Source organism: Escherichia sp. MOD1-EC5433 (assembly GCF_002966005.1).
In the GTDB taxonomy this organism is placed as follows: Bacteria; Pseudomonadota; Gammaproteobacteria; order Enterobacterales; family Enterobacteriaceae; genus Escherichia; species Escherichia ruysiae.
Window position 1 is genome coordinate 266,949 of record NZ_PTRL01000006.1, and the last position, 18,622, is coordinate 285,570.

Below are 18,622 nucleotides of genomic sequence, written 5' to 3' on the forward strand. Positions count from 1 at the left end.
ATCGGGCATTTTTTGTGGCAATTAAAACGTTTCCCAGTTATCCCCGCTATCAGCCACTACCGCTTTACGCGACACCATCGGTGCCACCGTTTTTACCGCCAACGCTTCGCGCTGACGCTGTTGCTCTTGCTGAATACGAAATACAGCCACAGCTTCAGTCAGGCGGCTGGCCTGCTCTTCCAGCGCGGCGGCAGCAGCGGCAGACTCTTCCACCAGCGCAGCGTTCTGTTGTGTTACCCGGTCCATCTCGACAACCGCTAAGCCAACCTGATCGATACCGCGACTCTGCTCATCTGAAGCGGAGGCAATTTCGCCCATGATATCGGTCACACGGGTCACGGCGCTGACAATCTCCGCCATAGTTTCCCCGGCGCTTTCGACGAGTGTCGATCCGACATCCACTTTGCCAACCGAATCTTCTATCAGGCTTTTAATTTCACGCGCCGCCTGGGCGCTACGCTGAGCCAGATTACGCACTTCTCCCGCGACCACCGCAAAACCACGGCCTTGTTCACCCGCGCGTGCTGCTTCGACCGCCGCATTTAAGGCCAGAATATTCGTCTGGAAAGCAATGCCGTCGATGACACTGATAATATCGGCGATTTTCTGCGAGCTTGTGGAAATATCGCGCATGGTTTGTACCACGCTATCGACCACATTACCGCCACGTTGTGCCGTTTCGGAAGCACTTAACGCCAGGTGGCTTGCCTGTCGCGCGTTCTCGGCATTCTGTTTCACTGTCGCAGTCAATTGCTCCATGCTGGCTGCCGTCTCTTCTAACGAAGCGGCTTGTTGCTCAGTGCGTGAAGAGAGATCGTTATTACCGGTAGCGATTTCGCTGGCTCCGCTATAGATAGCATTAGCACCATTACGCACATCACCCACGGTACGTACCAGTTCACTTTGCATATGGCGCAAACTCTCTGCCAGTTGCCCCACTTCATTAGAGCCATCTACCTCGATCGGTTTCACCAGATCGCCGCCAGCAATATGACGAATGTTGTCGATCAGGCGATTCATCGGCGCCACCAGCGACGTTTTAATACCAAACCAGACGGCGAAGATAACCGCCAGTACGACAATCAGCACACCAGCCAGCACCCACATTGCCTGGTTAAAGGCAGCATTATTATCGGTGACGGCGATGTCATAGAGACGATCGTTTTGCTGCATGTACGCCATATACTGCTTCTCGAAACCGTCCTGATATCCCTGAGTAGGTTGGTCAAAAAACTCGTTGATTTTGCCCGCCCCTAACAACTGGATCAGCTCCGCCAGTGCATTGTGATAGATATCGTAATTACGTTTGATCTCCGTGGCAGCCGCTGTGCTCTGATGCAAGTCTCGCGGTAATGCTTCGTAATCTGCCCAGTTTTTTTCCGCTTGTTTCAGCGAAATAGTGGCACTCTGCATCAGCTCGGCGACGGTCGAACCGCTGCCAATATTGTTCTGATCCATCATGTAGCGGATACCCGCACGGTTGAGGGTGTTACGCGTCTGCAACAACGCAACCCAACTGCCATTTAGCGTAGATTGCTGCTGGCGAATGGTTTGTAAGACGGAGAGATTTTCTTTGTCCTTTTTTAAAGCGTTAAAGAACAGGCTGCCTGATGTCAGTTGCAAAAGGCCGAAAACGGCCAAAACCAGCAGTAAGCTGGTCACGATCCTGATACGTTTTAACATGGTTTCTCTTTTCCTGTTGACCGATAGCAGGATTTTCGGCCTGGAATGAGAAAACTTTATAGGTAGCGACCTGAAACTGGTTAAATTTATCTCACTTTTTTATTTTTGTTCAAAAATACAATAACCACTCATTGATACATTTTTCTTTCTTATTTTTTTCACACTAACTGTATCTGTTTTGAACGAAATATGTTCTATATGTGAATTTTTAAGAAAGGACATCTGAAATGTTAAACCGTGACTTCGATCATCTCTCAACGCTATTACATCTCTTTTTTGAACGTGAGGATATTTGTCAAAAACTTAATATTATTGACCAAAACAATATCACTGGTTGGGAAGTGTGGCTTCAGGTTGAATTTGCCAATATGCTCTGCTCAACAGGCCATGAATGGTGGCGAGAACAAACACTTTGCTGTGATAAGCGCAGAAATCCCCAGCGCCCCACACTACGCACAGATTTCTTATTACGTAAAAAAGGCTGGACGCAAGATAGCTATATCGCACTTGAAATAAAACAAAACAGAGACGCGACTAGTTGTGTTAAAAATATGATCGCAGACTTAGAGAAAAGTGCCAAAATTAAACGTTCTGAACTTGATTTGCGTAGTTTCTGGACCCTGGGCATCACCCCCATGATAGACAGGGAAAGACTGGATTATCTCATCGACAGTTATTTAGATGAGAAATTTCACCTTACTAAATCTCGTAAAAAACACGTTTTACTTAAAGAAATAAATAATACACCATATTGCTATATTGTTATTTAATATTTATAGCGTGAATATAATTTTTATATGAGTAACACAACCGAGGGCTAAAAATCGCTTCGGTTGTGATCAATATCACATAAATAGCCTTCATAAACCTCGCCCAATACCGCTCAACTGCAAAACTGACCGCTTACGTCCCTAATATAACCACTCAGTTATTTACCTTACTTTACGCGCGCGTAACTCTGGCAACATCACTGCAGGATAGCGGTCAATTTACCTCCTCAAACGCAACGCAAACCTAGAACGGCTTCGGCCTATGATTAACAAATTACTCTATGGATTTTGGTTTGCAGGAAGGCAGCAAGTGAGTGAATCCCCGGGTGCTTACAACAGTAAGTGACTGGGGGAGCGAATGTAGCTGCCGCACCAGTAAGCCAAAAGACGACGAGTAAAATGCCAGGTTTTACTATGGATACGAAAAAACTATTCAAGCACATACCCTGGGTGATTCTTGGAATCATCGGTGCATTCTGCCTCGCGGTAGTTGCATTACGTCGGGGGGAGCACGTCAGTGCCCTGTGGATCGTGGTCGCCTCTGTGTCGGTGTATCTGGTGGCGTATCGCTACTATAGTCTGTACATCGCTCAGAAGGTGATGAAACTCGATCCCACACGCGCGACGCCTGCGGTTATTAACAACGACGGTCTGAACTATGTTCCGACCAACCGTTACGTGTTGTTTGGTCACCACTTCGCCGCTATCGCCGGTGCTGGTCCGCTGGTCGGTCCGGTTCTCGCCGCACAGATGGGCTACCTGCCTGGCACGCTGTGGTTGCTGGCGGGGGTAGTGCTGGCCGGTGCGGTACAGGACTTTATGGTGCTGTTTATCTCCTCTCGCCGTAACGGCGCATCTCTCGGTGAGATGATCAAAGAAGAGATGGGACCAGTACCGGGGACTATCGCGCTGTTTGGCTGTTTCTTAATCATGATCATCATCCTTGCCGTCCTGGCGCTGATTGTGGTTAAAGCCCTGGCCGAAAGTCCGTGGGGTGTCTTCACCGTTTGCTCAACCGTACCGATTGCGCTGTTTATGGGTATCTACATGCGCTTTATCCGTCCGGGGCGTGTAGGTGAAGTCTCTGTCATTGGTATCGTGCTGCTGGTTGCCTCTATCTACTTCGGCGGCGTGATTGCTCACGACCCGTACTGGGGTCCGGCACTGACCTTTAAAGACACCACCATTACCTTCGCGCTGATTGGCTATGCGTTTGTTTCTGCACTGCTGCCAGTGTGGCTGATCCTCGCACCTCGCGACTATCTGGCAACCTTCCTGAAAATCGGCGTTATCGTCGGCCTGGCGCTGGGTATCGTGGTACTGAACCCGGAACTGAAAATGCCTGCGATGACCCAGTACATTGACGGTACTGGCCCGCTGTGGAAAGGCGCTCTGTTCCCGTTCCTGTTCATCACCATCGCCTGTGGTGCGGTATCTGGCTTCCACGCCCTGATCTCTTCCGGTACGACGCCGAAACTGCTGGCTAACGAAACCGACGCGCGTTTCATTGGCTACGGCGCAATGCTGATGGAGTCCTTCGTGGCGATTATGGCGCTGGTTGCTGCGTCCATCATCGAACCGGGTCTTTACTTCGCGATGAACACCCCGCCTGCGGGTCTCGGCATCACCATGCCTAACCTGCATGAAATGGGTGGCGAGAACGCGCCGATCATCATGGCGCAGCTGAAAGACGTTACCGCACACGCGGCAGCAACCGTCAGCTCCTGGGGCTTCGTGATTTCGCCAGAGCAGATCCTGCAAACCGCGAAAGACATTGGTGAGCCTTCTGTCCTGAACCGTGCAGGTGGAGCGCCGACGCTGGCGGTAGGTATCGCACACGTGTTCCACAAAGTGCTGCCGATGGCTGACATGGGCTTCTGGTATCACTTCGGTATTCTGTTCGAAGCCCTGTTCATCCTGACCGCACTGGATGCCGGTACGCGTTCTGGCCGCTTTATGCTGCAAGACCTGCTGGGTAACTTCATCCCGTTCCTGAAAAAAACCGACTCTCTGGTTGCCGGTATCATCGGTACGGCGGGCTGTGTGGGTCTGTGGGGCTACCTGCTGTATCAGGGCGTGGTCGATCCGCTGGGCGGCGTTAAGAGCCTGTGGCCGCTGTTCGGTATCTCTAACCAGATGCTGGCAGCCGTGGCGCTGGTACTGGGCACCGTTGTGCTGATTAAGATGAAGCGTACCCAATACATCTGGGTAACTGTTGTTCCGGCTGTATGGCTGCTTATTTGCACCACCTGGGCGCTGGGTCTGAAACTGTTCAGCACCAACCCGCAGATGGAAGGCTTCTTCTACATGGCAAGCCAGTACAAAGAGAAGATTGCTAACGGTACTGACCTGACGGCGCAGCAGATTGCCAACATGAACCACATCGTTGTGAACAACTACACCAACGCAGGCCTGAGTATTCTGTTCCTGATTGTGGTGTACAGCATCATCTTCTACGGTTTCAAAACCTGGCTGAAGGTGCGTAACAGCGACAAACGTACTGACAAAGAAACACCGTACGTTCCAATCCCGGAAGGCGGCGTGAAGATCTCTTCGCACCACTAACCGGTTGCCGGATAAGGCGTGTACGCCGCATCCGGCAAATCCCCAGCCCGGACCTTCCGGGCTTTACGCATATCTGGAAGGCAAAATGTTTGGTAACTTAGGACAGGCAAAAAAATATCTCGGCCAGGCGGCGAAGATGTTGATTGGCATTCCAGACTACGACAACTACGTCGAGCATATGAAGACCAACCATCCCGACAAGCCGTACATGAGCTATGAAGAATTCTTCCGCGAACGCCAGAACGCGCGCTACGGCGGCGATGGTAAAGGCGGTATGCGCTGTTGTTAATGGAGAGAGCATGAACCCGATTGCAGTTACCCTACTCACCGGTTTTTTAGGCGCGGGCAAAACCACCCTGTTGCGCCATATTCTTAACGAACAACACGGCTACAAGATTGCCGTGATTGAAAACGAATTCGGCGAAGTCTCCGTTGATGATCAACTGATTGGCGACCGCGCCACGCAGATCAAAACGCTGACCAACGGCTGCATCTGCTGTTCGCGCTCCAACGAGCTGGAGGACGCGCTACTCGACCTGCTGGACAATCTCGACAAGGGCAATATTCAGTTCGACCGTCTGGTGATTGAATGCACCGGCATGGCCGATCCCGGCCCGATTATTCAGACCTTTTTCTCTCATGAGATTTTATGCCAGCGTTACCTGCTGGACGGCGTGATTGCGCTGGTGGATGCGGTACATGCCGATGAGCAGATGAACCAGTTCACCATCGCCCAGTCCCAGGTTGGCTACGCCGACCGTATTCTGCTGACCAAAACCGACGTCGCAGGCGAAGCAGAAAAACTGCGTGAACGCCTGGCGCGCATCAACGCCCGCGCACCGGTCTACACCGTCACCCACGGCGACATCGACCTGGGCCTGCTGTTCAACACCAACGGTTTTATGCTGGAAGAGAACGTCGTCAGCGCCAAACCGCGCTTCCACTTTATCGCGGACAAACAAAACGATATTTCGTCGATTGTGGTGGAACTGGATTACCCGGTAGATATCAGCGAAGTTTCCCGCGTTATGGAAAACCTGCTGCTGGAGTCGGCGGATAAACTGCTGCGTTACAAAGGGATGCTGTGGATTGACGGCGAACCTAACCGCCTGCTGTTCCAGGGCGTCCAGCGCCTCTACAGCGCCGACTGGGACCGCCCGTGGGGCGATGAAAAACCGCATAGCACGATGGTGTTTATCGGGATTCAGTTGCCGGAGGATGAGATTCGGGCGGCGTTTGCGGGGTTGAGGAAGTAGGGTTTATGGGCCGGATAAGGCGCAGCCGCATCCGGCGTCTACTCAGAGCTGATAGCACTCCACCAAAAACGCCATCATCTCCGTCGCGTCTTTGCTGTGATAAAAGCGTACCATTTTGCTGTTAAATTCCAAGGCTTTCGCTGCTGGAATACTGATTGGATTATAGCCGTGCATCATTAACCAGCCATTCATCATATAGCGGCTGGTGCGCTTGTTACCGTCGAAGAAAAACTGATAGTAGGCACCGAAAAGGAACATCGCCAGCGCGCCTTCAAACGGGGGAAGCATTTTAATATGCGCGACACCCTCAGCAAAAATGCGGTTCAGCTCTGGTGCGCCCGCTTCGGTAGCAGGAGGAAAATGGGTGCCCAACTCGCCGAGGTGAACGCGCGCATTGTAATGCAACTCTTCACCTTCGCCGCGAAAAATGCCCCACTCCGGCGCCTCATTGCGGGCAATAATGCCGTGCAATAACGTGAACGTTTTTTTATCGAGATCAAAACGGCCTGACTGCACCAGCTCGATCAACTTTTTCGCGCTGTCCGCCAGGTTTAGCACCTGCTCAGTATCACTGACCTTGTGCCCGCCAACGGTGACGCCATCGAGCAGCGTTTTAACTTCAACAAAGGTATAAGGGTTATTTTCCAGTTGCGCGGCATCCCAGACAAAACCCGCCATATGCGTTTTGAAGGTAAACAATGCCGCGCGCGTACCGACAATTTGCATCGCCGGGATGGCATTTGCATTCCAGCTCAGGTCCAGTAGTTTGGTTGTCACTAGAGGATCCTTGATTGCATGGTTCACTGTTTTTTACTCAAAATAATCCAGCTTCAGCACCTTCAAAAAACGTAAAGAAACACCGGCCAGAAAAACGAGTCGTTATTGCGACTACTATAGCACTACCAAAATAGACGAACACGTTAGAAATTAGTCAGTTGCTGTGACTCCGGTCATTGCCCGGAAAGGTACAGAAAGCTAAGATAAGATGTTATGGGCCTTAAATATTTGGACAGGCCCACACAGCAATGGATTAATAACAATGATGAATAAATCCAATTTTGAATTCCTGAAGGGCGTCAACGACTTCACTTATGCCATCGCCTGTGCGGCGGAAAATAACTACCCGGATGATCCCAACACGACGCTGATTAAAATGCGTATGTTTGGCGAAGCCACAGCGAAACATCTTGGTCTGTTACTCAACATCCCCCCTTGTGAGAATCAACACGATCTCCTGCGCGAACTCGGCAAAATCGCCTTCGTTGATGACAACATCCTCTCTGTATTCCACAAATTACGCCGCATTGGTAACCAGGCAGTGCACGAATATCATAACGATCTCGACGATGCCCAGATGTGCCTGCGACTCGGGTTCCGCCTGGCTGTCTGGTACTACCGTCTGGTCACCAAAGATTATGACTTCCCGGTGCCGGTGTTTGTGTTGCCGGAACGTGGTGAAAACCTCTATCACCAGGAAGTGCTGACGCTAAAACAACAGCTTGAACAGCAGGTACGAGAAAAAGCGCAGACTCAGGCAGAAGTCGAAGCGCAACAGCAGAAGCTGGTTGCCCTGAACGGCTATATCGCCATTCTGGAAGGCAAACAGCAGGAAACAGAAGCGCAAACCCAGGCTCGCCTTGCTGCACTGGAAGCACAGCTCGCCGAGAAGAACGCGGAACTGGCCAAACAGACCGAACAGGAACGTAAGGCTTACCACAAAGAAATTACCGATCAGGCCATCAAGCGCACGCTCAACCTTAGCGAAGAAGAGAGCCGCTTCCTGATTGATGCACAACTGCGTAAAGCAGGCTGGCAGGCCGATAGCAAAACCCTGCGCTTCTCCAAAGGCGCACGCCCTGAACCCGGCGTCAACAAAGCCATTGCCGAATGGCCGACCGGGAAAGATGAAACGGGTAAACAGGGCTTTGCGGATTATGTGTTGTTTGTCGGCCTCAAACCCATCGCGGTGGTAGAAGCGAAACGTAAAAATATCGACGTTCCCGGCAAGCTCAATGAGTCGTATCGCTACAGTAAATGCTTCGATAATGGCTTCCTGCGGGAAACCTTGCTTGAACATTACTCACCGGATGAAGTGCATGAAGCGGTGCCGGAGTATGAAATCAGCTGGCAGGATACCAGCGGCAAACAACGGTTTAAAATCCCCTTCTGCTACTCGACCAACGGGCGCGAATACCGCGCAGCGATGAAGACTAAAAGTGGCATCTGGTATCGCGACGTGCGTGATACCCGCAATATGTCGAAAGCCTTACCCGAGTGGCATCGCCCGGAAGAGCTGCTGGAAATGCTCGGCAGCGAACCGCAAAAACAGAATCAGTGGTTTGCCGATAACCCTGGCATGAGCGAGCTGGGCCTGCGTTATTATCAGGAAGATGCCGTCCGCGCGGTAGAAAAGGCAATCGTCAAGGGTCAACAAGAGATCCTGCTGGCGATGGCGACGGGTACTGGTAAAACTCGTACGGCAATCGCCATGATGTTCCGCCTGATCCAGTCCCAGCGTTTTAAACGCATTCTCTTCCTTGTCGATCGCCGTTCTCTTGGCGAGCAGGCGCTGGGCGCGTTTGAAGATACGCGTATTAACGGCGACACCTTCAACAGCATTTTCGATATTAAAGGGCTGACGGATAAATTCCCGGAAGACAGCACCAAAATTCACGTTGCCACCGTACAGTCGCTGGTGAAACGCACCCTGCAATCGGATGAACCGATGCCGGTGGCTCGTTACGACTGTATCGTCGTCGATGAAGCGCATCGCGGCTATATTCTCGATAAAGAGCAGACCGAAGGAGAGCTGCAGTTCCGCAGCCAGCTGGATTACGTTTCTGCCTATCGTCGCATTCTCGATCACTTCGATGCGGTAAAAATCGCCCTCACCGCCACCCCGGCGCTGCATACGGTGCAGATTTTCGGTGAGCCGGTTTACCGTTATACCTACCGTACCGCAGTTATCGACGGTTTTCTGATCGACCAGGATCCGCCGATTCAGATCATCACCCGCAACGCGCAGGAAGGGGTTTATCTCTCCAAAGGCGAACAGGTAGAGCGCATCAGCCCGCAGGGGGAAGTGATCAACGACACCCTGGAAGACGATCAGGATTTTGAGGTCGCCGACTTTAACCGTGGCCTGGTGATCCCGGCGTTTAACCGCGCCGTCTGTAACGAACTCACCAACTACCTTGACCCGACCGGGTCACAAAAAACGCTGGTCTTCTGCGTCACCAATGCCCATGCCGATATGGTGGTGGAAGAGTTGCGTACTGCGTTCAAGAAAAAGTATCCGCAACTGGAGCACGACGCGATCATCAAGATCACCGGTGATGCCGATAAAGACGCGCGCAAAGTGCAGACCATGATCACCCGCTTCAATAAAGAGCGGCTGCCCAATATTGTGGTAACCGTCGACCTGCTGACGACCGGCGTCGATATTCCGTCGATCTGTAACATCGTGTTCCTGCGTAAAGTACGCAGCCGTATTCTGTACGAGCAGATGAAAGGCCGCGCCACGCGCTTATGCCCGGACGTGAATAAAACCAGCTTTAAGATTTTCGACTGCGTCGATATCTACAGCACGCTGGAGAGCGTCGACACCATGCGTCCGGTGGTGGTGCGTCCGAAGGTGGAACTGCAAACGCTGGTCAACGAAATTACCGATTCGGAAACCTATAAAATAACCGAAGCGGATGGCCGCAGTTTTGCCGAGCACAGCCATGAACAACTGGTGGCGAAGCTCCAGCGCATCATCGGCCTGGCCACGTTTAACCGTGACCGCAGCGAAACGATAGATAAACAGGTGCGTCGTCTGGATGAGCTATGCCAGGACGCGGCGGGGGTTAACTTTAACGGCTTCGCCTCGCGCCTGCGGGAAAAAGGGCCGCACCGGAGCGCCGAAGTCTTTAACAAACTGCCTGGCTTTATCGCCCGTCTGGAAAAGCTGAAAACCGACATCAACAACCTGAATGATGCGCCGATCTTCCTCGATATTGACGATGAAGTGGTGAGCGTAAAATCGCTGTACGGTGATTACGACACGCCGCAGGATTTCCTCGAAGCCTTTGACTCGCTGGTGCAACGTTCCCCGAACGCGCAACCGGCGTTGCAGGCGGTGATCAATCGCCCGCGCGATCTCACCCGTAAAGGGCTGGTCGAGCTACAGGAGTGGTTTGACCGACAGCACTTTGAGGAATCTTCCCTGCGCAAAGCGTGGAAAGAGACGCGTAATGAAGATATCGCCGCCCGGCTGATTGGTCATATTCGCCGCGCTGCGGTGGGCGATGCGCTGAAACCGTTTGAGGAACGTGTCGATCACGCGCTTACGCGCATTAAGGGCGAAAACGACTGGAGCAGCGAGCAATTAAGCTGGCTCGATCGTTTAGCGCAGGCGCTGAAAGAAAAAGTGGTGCTCGACGACGATGTCTTCAAAACCGGCAACTTCCACCGTCGCGGCGGGAAGGCGATGCTGCAAAGAACCTTTGACGATAATCTCGATACCTTGCTGGGCAAATTCAGCGATTACATCTGGGACGAGCTCGCCTGACACGGTATCATTCCCGGCAATTTCTTCTTCTGCGGCCCGATAAATTTGGGCCGCTGCTTAATTTACGGAACTCACAATGAACAATAACGATCTGGTCGCCAAGCTTTGGAAGCTGTGCGACAACCTGCGCGATGGCGGCGTTTCCTATCAAAACTACGTCAATGAACTCGCCTCGCTGCTGTTTTTGAAAATGTGTAAAGAGACCGGACAGGAAGAGGAGTACCTTCCGGAAGGCTACCGCTGGGATGACCTGAAATCCCGCATCGGCCAGGAGCAGTTGCAGTTCTACCGTAACCTGCTGGTACATCTGGGCGCCGACAATCAAAAGCTGGTGCAGGCGGTGTTCCAGAACGTCAACACCACCATTACCCAGCCGAAACAGTTGACCGAACTGGTCACAAATATGGATTCGCTGGACTGGTACAACGGTGCGCACGGTAAGTCGCGCGATGACTTCGGCGATATGTACGAAGGGCTGTTGCAGAAAAACGCCAACGAAACCAAGTCTGGCGCGGGCCAGTACTTCACCCCGCGTCCGCTGATTAAAACCATTATTCATCTGCTGAAACCGCAGCCGCGTGAAGTGGTGCAGGACCCGGCAGCAGGTACGGCGGGCTTTTTGATTGAAGCTGACCGCTACGTTAAGTCGCAGACTAACGATCTGGACGACCTTGATGGCGATACGCAGGATTTCCAGATCCACCGCGCCTTTATCGGCCTCGAACTGGTGCCCGGCACCCGTCGTCTGGCGCTGATGAACTGCCTGCTGCACGATATTGAAGGCAACCTCGACCACGGCGGCGCAATCCGTCTGGGCAACACTCTGGGCAGCGACGGTGAAAACCTGCCGAAGGCGCATATTGTCGCTACTAACCCGCCGTTTGGCAGCGCCGCAGGCACCAACATTACCCGCACCTTTGTTCACCCGACCAGCAACAAACAGTTGTGCTTTATGCAGCATATTATCGAAACGCTGCACCCCGGCGGTCGTGCGGCGGTGGTGGTGCCGGATAACGTGCTGTTTGAAGGCGGCAAAGGCACCGACATTCGTCGTGACCTGATGGATAAGTGTCATCTGCACACCATTCTGCGTCTGCCGACCGGTATTTTTTACGCGCAGGGCGTGAAGACCAACGTGCTGTTCTTTACCAAAGGGACGGTGGCGAACCCGAATCAGGATAAGAACTGTACCGATGACGTGTGGGTGTACGACCTGCGTACCAATATGCCGAGCTTCGGCAAGCGCACGCCGTTTACCGACGAGCATCTGCAGCCGTTTGAGCGCGTGTTTGGCGAAGACCCGCACGGCTTAAGCCCGCGCACTGAAGGTGAATGGAGTTTTAACGCCGAAGAGACGGAAGTTGCCGACAGCGAAGAGAACAAAAACACCGATCAGCATCTGGCTACCAGCCGCTGGCGCAAGTTCAGCCGCGAGTGGATCCGCACCGCGAAATCCGATTCGCTGGATATCTCCTGGCTGAAAGATAAAGACAGCATTGATGCCGACAACCTACCGGAGCCGGATGTATTAGCGGCAGAAGCGATGGGCGAACTGGTACAGGCGCTGGGTGAACTGGATGCGCTGATGCGTGAACTGGGGGCGAGCGATGAAGCGGATGCACAGCGTCAGTTGCTGGAAGAAGCGTTTGGTGGGGTGAAGGAATGAGTGCGGGGAAATTGCCGGAGGGGTGGGTTGAAACCTACCTTTCTGAAATATGTAGTAAACCACAATATGGTTATACAACTAAGTCGAGCTTTACAGGTAATGTAAAATTTTTAAGAACTACAGATATTACTAAAGGTACTGTGGATTGGTCCACTGTACCTTATTGTTTGCAAAATCCTGATGATATACTTAAATATCAGCTTCAAGATCGAGATATTGTTATATCCCGGGCTGGTTCCGTAGGTTTTAGTTTTTTAGTAAAAAACCCACCGAATAATGCTGTCTTTGCTTCGTACCTGATCAGATTCAAACCTTTTGATAATATTTCAGAGCTTTACTTGAAGCGTTTTTTAGAGTCCGGCAACTATTGGGTTCAGCTTGCCTCTATGTCGGCTGGAAATGCATTACAAAATGTAAATGCTCAAAAATTATCCACGCTTATAGTACCAATTCCTCCACTTGCCGAACAAAAAATCATCGCTGAAAAACTCGATACGCTGCTGGCGCAGGTAGACAGCACCAAAGCACGTCTTGAGCAAATTCCGCAAATCCTGAAACGTTTTCGTCAGGCAGTGCTTGTAAGTGCTTTATCAATAACCAATGAAAAATCTCCGGAGTCTGACAACATTGTTAAACTTGTCGAAGTTGCAGAAAAAATAACTGATGGGGAACATATAACACCTAAGACAGTTGAAGCCGGTATACCTTTACTGTCAGCAAAAGATGTACAAGAAAATGAATTACTATTTGATAATGTTAAATATTTATCAAAAGAAACCGCGGATAAAGCATTGAGTAGATGTTCACCTGAAAAAGATGATATTTTAATTGTAAGTAGAGGTGCAACTGTAGGCAGAACGCATTTGGTATCAATTAATACTAAGTTTTGCCTCATGGGAAGTGTTCTACTCATAAAACTAAATAAAAATATAGTGTTGCCTAGTTTTATGAAATTAGTATTCAATAATATCTCTGGACAAAAACAATTAGTCTCAGCCTCTGGTGCTACGGCGCAACAAGCGATCTATATACGTGATGTAAAAGAATTTAAATTTAAGTTATTATCCATCCCCGAACAAGCCGAAATCGTTCGCCGCGTCGAGCAACTCTTCGCCTACGCCGACACCATAGAAAAACAGGTCAACAACGCCCTGGCCCGCGTCAACAACCTGACGCAATCCATCCTGGCAAAAGCGTTCCGTGGTGAACTTACCGCCCAGTGGCGGGCCGAAAACCCGGATTTGATCAGTGGAGAAAACAGCGCCGCCGCGTTGCTGGAAAAAATCAAAGCCGAGCGCGCAGCCAGCGGGGGTAAAAAAGCCTCGCGCAAAAAATCCTGATCATTATTTTCTGGCGCACCTTTCCGGTGCGCTTTTTATTATTTCACGCCAATCATAACCCACATAAATATATTTAAACCCCTCCAGAAATTGCCCATTTTATTCTATTTTTAGCTGGACTTTCCCTGTGTTTACTGATGATATATCCAGGTATTTAGCGCGGTGCGGGTGTGTTGGCGCACACCCGCACCGCTCATCACAATCCCTATTTCACGAGAATAGTAATCATGACTGACACGCATTCTATTTCAGAATCATTCGAAGCAGAAGTCTCCCCGGCAAATAACCGTCAATTAACCGTGAGTTATGCGAGTCGCTACCCGGATTACAGCCGTATTCCTGCCATCACCCTGAAAGGTCAGTGGCTGGAAGCCGCCGGTTTTGCCACCGGCACGGCGGTAGATGTCAAAGTGATGGAAGGCTGTATTGTCCTCACCGCCCAACCACCCGCCCCCGAAGAGAGCGAACTGATGCAGTCGCTGCGCCAGGTGTGCAAGCTGTCAGCACGTAAACAAAAGCAGGTGCAGGAATTTATTGGGGTGATTGCGGGTAAACAGAAAGTTGCCTGATAGATTGACCCGGTAGCGCCAAGTGCTACCGGGTATTATTCGCCGCGTTATACCAACGTGCTCTCCATCTGTTTTTCAAATGCCTGACGAATTAATCCCATAATGTAAGGAAGTTGTGTGAGGTCGCTGAAACCAATTTCCACATCGCCATTGCCCCAGCGCCCAACATTTGTCACATCTTTGGCAATACCTTTCGGATCGACCAGTTCATGAAACTGCATATTAAGCGACAACCGCAGTCGGCTTTTTTGCGGTACAACATCAACAAAATTCGTTTCCGCTTTAAACGCAATATACAGCTTTAAAACTTCCTGTGTGATCCCTGCGTCCAGGCGCATAACTTCATCGCGAAGATGATCGAATAACACCCGGCTATGCGAACCATCAGCAAGGAAAGGAAAATCATTCAGGCTGTAACTGGTTTTGTTCTCCGGCTGCCCCCGATAAACAGCTAAAACCTCTTCAGGAAGAGAAGGCGCTTGCCAGACCTGAACTGCGAGATCGGCCAGACGATCGGCTCGGGCGCGAATGGCGGCTTCATCCCATTTTTCGCACTGTCCAAGACCGATATTCAAATAGAGCGGGCTATGCTTAAAGCCGTCTTCAATATCGCGTTTTTCCGCGAAAGGTCTGTCACTGTAGCGGGAGTTATAGCGCGTTAAAGTGAGATTCCCCAACGTATGCAACAATTCTTTATGAATACGCTGCCAGTCGCTTCCCAGCTCTTCGCGCCATTTAGCCGACAGATTTTCGTTCTGCGGCATAATGTGTTCAATCGTAAACTCTTCCACGCGCTCTCTGCGTTTATCGTTTTCCAGTCGTCGTAACCAGTAGCTGCGACTGCGGAAGTTATAGAGATCGCGAACTTTTAATTCCCGTTTAAATTCATCATCGTTGGGAAAACGACGATATGAAGGCAGGTTCATAAAATGTACCTGAATGCTTTCCAGATATTTTTCTTTATTAATGACTTTATAAAAAGTGGCAAACGTCTTGTTCAAAGAATTCGTCGGAATTGCACACACTGCACGGCGGAAAACATAAGATTCAATTAAACGAATTATGCGCAGGAAATCTTCGTGAGACAAAACGCCATTTTTATAGTCATGATAAAGCGCCAGTAAGAAAGGATACGCAACATCGACCTTTAACTCGCGCAAATCCTGAAAAGCCGTGGCAAGCGATTTGTCACTTTCCTTACCCAATGCCATTGCACAGTAATACTCCGCGTAGATGTGTATATCTTCAACCAGCCGATCTACACCTTTTTCAGCAACACTCTGGCTGCGGGCATGTAGTTTAAATGCCTCATAGACTTCATCTGTCCGAGGGATCTCCCCTGTTTTTACCGTCAGATAATGACGCATAAAACTGTCAAAATATTCGCTGTAACCTTGCTGACCAAAAGCGACTTCCATTGGACGCCAGTGATCTTCATACAACCGGGTTTGATGCTCTGGTTCGAGGCCCATCAGAATAAAATTGCGCACCAGATCGGCCTGACTTAACGCCTTACCGGTGGAATTCATACTTTCAAAAATCAGTTGCGGATTATCCTGACCACGATTAAGCGCAACATCGACAATTAATAACTTTGCTAACCCACGACATAAGGGGATCAAGTCATCACCGAGTTTGGCAATTTGCTCATCAAAGAAAGTAAAGTTTTCCATTATTCGATGGGAATAGTTTTCTGGCATTGGTCTTTGTTTTATTAACGCCAGCAAACTGTCTTTATCGGTCTCGGTCAGCAGTAATTTAAATCCTTTCTCACCGGACTCATAAGGATTGAGTAAATAATAATTACGCAATTTCATTGCCGAAAAGCCATCAAAAACTTCTTCTTCGCCAAGATGGCGCGATAAAGCCTCAATCAGCAACATTGCGGTCGTCAGACGCTGTTGACCATCAATGACCAGCAACGGAGAAATACCGGAAACCTGATACAACCCCTGCTCTATATAAACAACCGAACCGATAAAATGCGCTGATATATCATCACGCTTTCCGGCACGAATGATGTCGTCCCAAAGTTGCCGACATTGTTGCTCTGTCCATGAATAGGTGCGTTGATAAATGGGAATAACAAACTGCTGCGAACGTTTTAAAAAATCGAGTAAACGGGCTTCTGTTGCTTTCATTCTGACGTCTTTCCGTGAAGCGATGATTTCACAATAATAAACACTTCCTTGTGGAGGTTATAGAGAAATCCTGTTTATCCGCGACGAACTGTCCCCTCACTCCACATCCTCCCTGCGTAACCCTATATCCCTCAACCGCTCATCACTCATTTGCTGTAACACTCGCCGGGTCTGCTTTTTCAGCCACCAACTCCTCACCGCCTGCCAGAGTTGCACAAGTCCAATAAACGGCGCTTTGGCTTTGTTTTCGTGAAATTCCATCTGCTGCCTCCTCATCTTTCAGAGGCTTAATCATCCGCCTTCTGGCAGTTCACAATACAGATGCAAATATTACTTTTATTTAACATACAGACAGGTTAAAACAGCATCTGCATCCGGTTTTTTAGCCTCATCTGTACCGGTTTTTCTCTCTGTATGGTTCATATAAGGAATACAGCATGACGCGTTATCAACATCTGGCGACTCTACTTGCCGAGCGGATTGAGCAGGGGCTGTATCGTCACGGGGAGAAATTGCCGTCGGTGCGCAGCTTAAGTCAGGAGCACGGCGTCAGTATCAGTACCGTGCAGCAGGCGTATCAGACGCTCGAAACAATGAAGCTCATCACCCCGCAGCCGCGTTCGGGTTATTTTGTCGCGCAACATAAAGCCCAGCCGCCAGTGCCGCCGATGACGCGTCCGGTGCAACGTCCGGTGGAAATTACCCAGTGGGATCAGGTGCTGGATATGCTGAAAGCGCATAGCGATAGTTCTGTTATTCCGTTCAGTAAAAGCACGCCGGATGTCGAGGCGCCCAGCCTGAAACCGCTCTGGCGGGAGCTTAGCCGGGTGGTGCAGCATAATCTGCAAACCGTTCTCAGCTATGATTCGTTAACCGGTCAGCGGGTATTGCGCGAGCAGATTGCCCGCCTGATGCTCGACAGCGGCTCGGTGGTCACCGCCGATGACATTATTATCACCAGCGGCTGCCATAACTCGATGTCGCTGGCGTTAATGGCGGTGTGTAAACCGGGCGATATTGTCGCGGTTGAATCGCCCTGTTATTACGGTTCGATGCAGATGCTGCGTGGCATAGGCGTGAACGTGATTGAAATCCCAACCGATCCAGAAACAGGCATCAGCGTTGAAGCACTGGAACTGGCGCTGGAACAATGGCCGATTAAAGGCATCATTCTGGTGCCAAACTGTAATAATCCGCTGGGATTTATTATGCCGGACGCGCGCAAACGAGCCGTTCTCTCTCTCGCTCAGCGTCATGATATTGTGATTTTTGAAGATGATGTCTACGGCGAACTGGCAACGGAATATCCGCGCCCGCGTACCATTCATTCATGGGATAGCGATGGTCGGGTGCTGCTGTGCAGTTCGTTCAGTAAAAGCATTGCGCCAGGCCTGCGCGTGGGCTGGGTCGCGCCGGGGCGTTATCACGATAAACTGCTGCATATGAAATATGCCACCAGCAGCTTTAATGTACCGTCCACGCAAATGGCGGCAGCAACGTTTGTGCTGGAAGGTCACTATCATCGCCATATCCGGCGGATGCGGCAGAACTATCAGCGCAATATGGTGCTTTATACCTGCTGGATACGGGAATATTTTCCCTGCGAAATCTGTATTACGCGCCCGAAAGGCGGATTTTTACTGTGGATAGAATTGCCTGAACAGGTCGATATGGTCTGCGTCGCGCGGCAATTGTGCCGCATGAAAATCCAGGTGGCGGCAGGTTCGATTTTCTCAGCTTCCGGTAAATACCGAAACTGTCTGCGCATCAACTGCGCTTTGCCGCTCAGCGAAACCTACCGCGAAGCACTAAAGCAAATTGGCGAGGCAGTGTATCGGGCAATGGAATAAATACGGAATCGTGACGACGCGCCTAAATTTCCTCTGACGAATAGCTTGTGGCTCGTTTTGTCTCTATAGCAACATCGCTACGTTCCAGTATGGCTTAGGTAAAGTGCGCTTTGTTCATGCCGGATGTGGCGCGAGCGCCTTATCCGGCATACAAAATATTGCAAATTCAATATATTGCATGGGCTATATAAGCCTGTTAAGCGTAGCACATAAGGAAGTTTGGCGTTTGT

At 50.5% G+C, this 18,622-nt stretch carries 13 protein-coding genes and 1 pseudogene; 9 read left to right on the plus strand and 5 right to left on the minus strand.

What is annotated here, in order from left to right; all coding sequences use genetic code 11:
- Window positions 1–21: 21 nt before the first annotated feature.
- Window positions 22–1,683 carry a methyl-accepting chemotaxis protein gene (gene tsr, locus C3D30_RS14535; protein ID WP_000919637.1) on the minus strand — a complete coding sequence of 554 codons (1,662 nt, stop codon included), beginning with the start codon at window positions 1,681–1,683 and terminating at the stop codon, window positions 22–24.
- A 227-nt stretch (window positions 1,684–1,910) separates the two neighbouring features.
- Between tsr and C3D30_RS14540 the strand changes: the two genes are divergently transcribed.
- From C3D30_RS14540 to yjiA, 4 genes are all read left to right on the plus strand, one after another.
- A complete protein-coding gene (locus C3D30_RS14540; protein ID WP_105287033.1) occupies window positions 1,911–2,453 on the plus strand; it encodes a hypothetical protein in 543 nt (180 codons plus the stop codon).
- Between the two features lie 414 nt (window positions 2,454–2,867).
- Entirely contained in the window at window positions 2,868–5,018 is a 2,151-nt protein-coding gene (gene btsT / locus C3D30_RS14550) for a pyruvate/proton symporter BtsT (protein ID WP_001309197.1), read from the plus strand.
- A gap of 85 nt (window positions 5,019–5,103) precedes the next feature.
- Window positions 5,104–5,307 carry a YbdD/YjiX family protein gene (locus C3D30_RS14555; RefSeq protein ID WP_000467859.1) on the plus strand — a complete coding sequence of 68 codons (204 nt, stop codon included), beginning with the start codon at window positions 5,104–5,106 and terminating at the stop codon, window positions 5,305–5,307.
- Between the two features lie 10 nt (window positions 5,308–5,317).
- Window positions 5,318–6,274 carry a GTPase gene (yjiA, locus tag C3D30_RS14560; protein WP_054249794.1) on the plus strand — a complete coding sequence of 319 codons (957 nt, stop codon included), beginning with the start codon at window positions 5,318–5,320 and terminating at the stop codon, window positions 6,272–6,274.
- Window positions 6,275–6,316: 42 nt separating this feature from the next.
- Here yjiA and C3D30_RS14565 read toward each other — a convergent pair whose 3' ends face one another.
- Window positions 6,317–7,051: a Fic family protein gene (locus C3D30_RS14565; RefSeq protein ID WP_105287034.1), complete on the minus strand. Its 735-nt coding sequence runs from the start codon at window positions 7,049–7,051 to the stop codon at window positions 6,317–6,319.
- Window positions 7,052–7,313: 262 nt separating this feature from the next.
- On the opposite strand from C3D30_RS14565, the gene hsdR reads away from it, so the two are divergent.
- From hsdR to symE, 4 genes are all read left to right on the plus strand, one after another.
- Window positions 7,314–10,826: a type I restriction-modification system endonuclease gene (gene hsdR, locus C3D30_RS14570; protein ID WP_105287035.1), complete on the plus strand. Its 3,513-nt coding sequence runs from the start codon at window positions 7,314–7,316 to the stop codon at window positions 10,824–10,826.
- Between the two features lie 76 nt (window positions 10,827–10,902).
- Window positions 10,903–12,492: a type I restriction-modification system methyltransferase gene (gene hsdM, locus C3D30_RS14575; protein ID WP_105287036.1), complete on the plus strand. Its 1,590-nt coding sequence runs from the start codon at window positions 10,903–10,905 to the stop codon at window positions 12,490–12,492.
- A complete protein-coding gene (locus tag C3D30_RS14580) occupies window positions 12,489–13,832 on the plus strand; it encodes a restriction endonuclease subunit S (RefSeq protein ID WP_105287037.1) in 1,344 nt (447 codons plus the stop codon). The genes hsdM and C3D30_RS14580 overlap by 4 nt, the downstream gene beginning before the upstream one ends.
- 227 nt (window positions 13,833–14,059) lie before the next feature.
- Complete coding sequence (gene symE, locus C3D30_RS14585; protein WP_105287038.1) at window positions 14,060–14,401, plus strand: endoribonuclease SymE; 342 nt, start codon at window positions 14,060–14,062, stop codon at window positions 14,399–14,401.
- Window positions 14,402–14,448: 47 nt separating this feature from the next.
- Here symE and C3D30_RS20640 read toward each other — a convergent pair whose 3' ends face one another.
- From C3D30_RS20640 to C3D30_RS14600, 3 genes and pseudogenes are all read right to left on the minus strand, one after another.
- Window positions 14,449–15,612, minus strand: a complete 1,164-nt coding sequence (locus tag C3D30_RS20640) for a GmrSD restriction endonuclease domain-containing protein (RefSeq protein WP_105287039.1) — start codon at window positions 15,610–15,612, stop codon at window positions 14,449–14,451.
- Between the two features lie 276 nt (window positions 15,613–15,888).
- Window positions 15,889–16,542 (minus strand): annotated as a pseudogene (locus C3D30_RS20645) (DUF262 domain-containing protein); the annotation flags it as partial.
- Window positions 16,543–16,638: 96 nt separating this feature from the next.
- On the minus strand, window positions 16,639–16,803 hold the full coding sequence (locus tag C3D30_RS14600) for a DUF1127 domain-containing protein (RefSeq protein ID WP_105287040.1): 165 nt from the start codon (window positions 16,801–16,803) through the stop codon (window positions 16,639–16,641).
- 176 nt (window positions 16,804–16,979) lie between these two features.
- Between C3D30_RS14600 and C3D30_RS14605 the strand changes: the two genes are divergently transcribed.
- On the plus strand, window positions 16,980–18,392 hold the full coding sequence (locus tag C3D30_RS14605) for an aminotransferase-like domain-containing protein (protein WP_105287041.1): 1,413 nt from the start codon (window positions 16,980–16,982) through the stop codon (window positions 18,390–18,392).
- Window positions 18,393–18,622: the final 230 nt, after the last annotated feature.

Bases quoted from the DNA above. Each gene is read 5' to 3' on its own strand.
- tsr (WP_000919637.1), bottom strand. From the start codon at position 1,683: ATGTTAAAACGTATCAGGATCGTGACCAGCTTACTGCTGGTTTTGGCC.
- C3D30_RS14540 (WP_105287033.1), top strand. From the start codon at position 1,911: ATGTTAAACCGTGACTTCGATCATCTCTCAACGCTATTACATCTCTTT.
- btsT (WP_001309197.1), top strand. From the start codon at position 2,868: ATGGATACGAAAAAACTATTCAAGCACATACCCTGGGTGATTCTTGGA.
- C3D30_RS14555 (WP_000467859.1), top strand. From the start codon at position 5,104: ATGTTTGGTAACTTAGGACAGGCAAAAAAATATCTCGGCCAGGCGGCG.
- yjiA (WP_054249794.1), top strand. From the start codon at position 5,318: ATGAACCCGATTGCAGTTACCCTACTCACCGGTTTTTTAGGCGCGGGC.
- hsdR (WP_105287035.1), top strand. From the start codon at position 7,314: ATGATGAATAAATCCAATTTTGAATTCCTGAAGGGCGTCAACGACTTC.
- hsdM (WP_105287036.1), top strand. From the start codon at position 10,903: ATGAACAATAACGATCTGGTCGCCAAGCTTTGGAAGCTGTGCGACAAC.
- C3D30_RS14580 (WP_105287037.1), top strand. From the start codon at position 12,489: ATGAGTGCGGGGAAATTGCCGGAGGGGTGGGTTGAAACCTACCTTTCT.
- symE (WP_105287038.1), top strand. From the start codon at position 14,060: ATGACTGACACGCATTCTATTTCAGAATCATTCGAAGCAGAAGTCTCC.
- C3D30_RS20640 (WP_105287039.1), bottom strand. From the start codon at position 15,612: ATGGCATTGGGTAAGGAAAGTGACAAATCGCTTGCCACGGCTTTTCAG.
- C3D30_RS14600 (WP_105287040.1), bottom strand. From the start codon at position 16,803: ATGGAATTTCACGAAAACAAAGCCAAAGCGCCGTTTATTGGACTTGTG.
- C3D30_RS14605 (WP_105287041.1), top strand. From the start codon at position 16,980: ATGACGCGTTATCAACATCTGGCGACTCTACTTGCCGAGCGGATTGAG.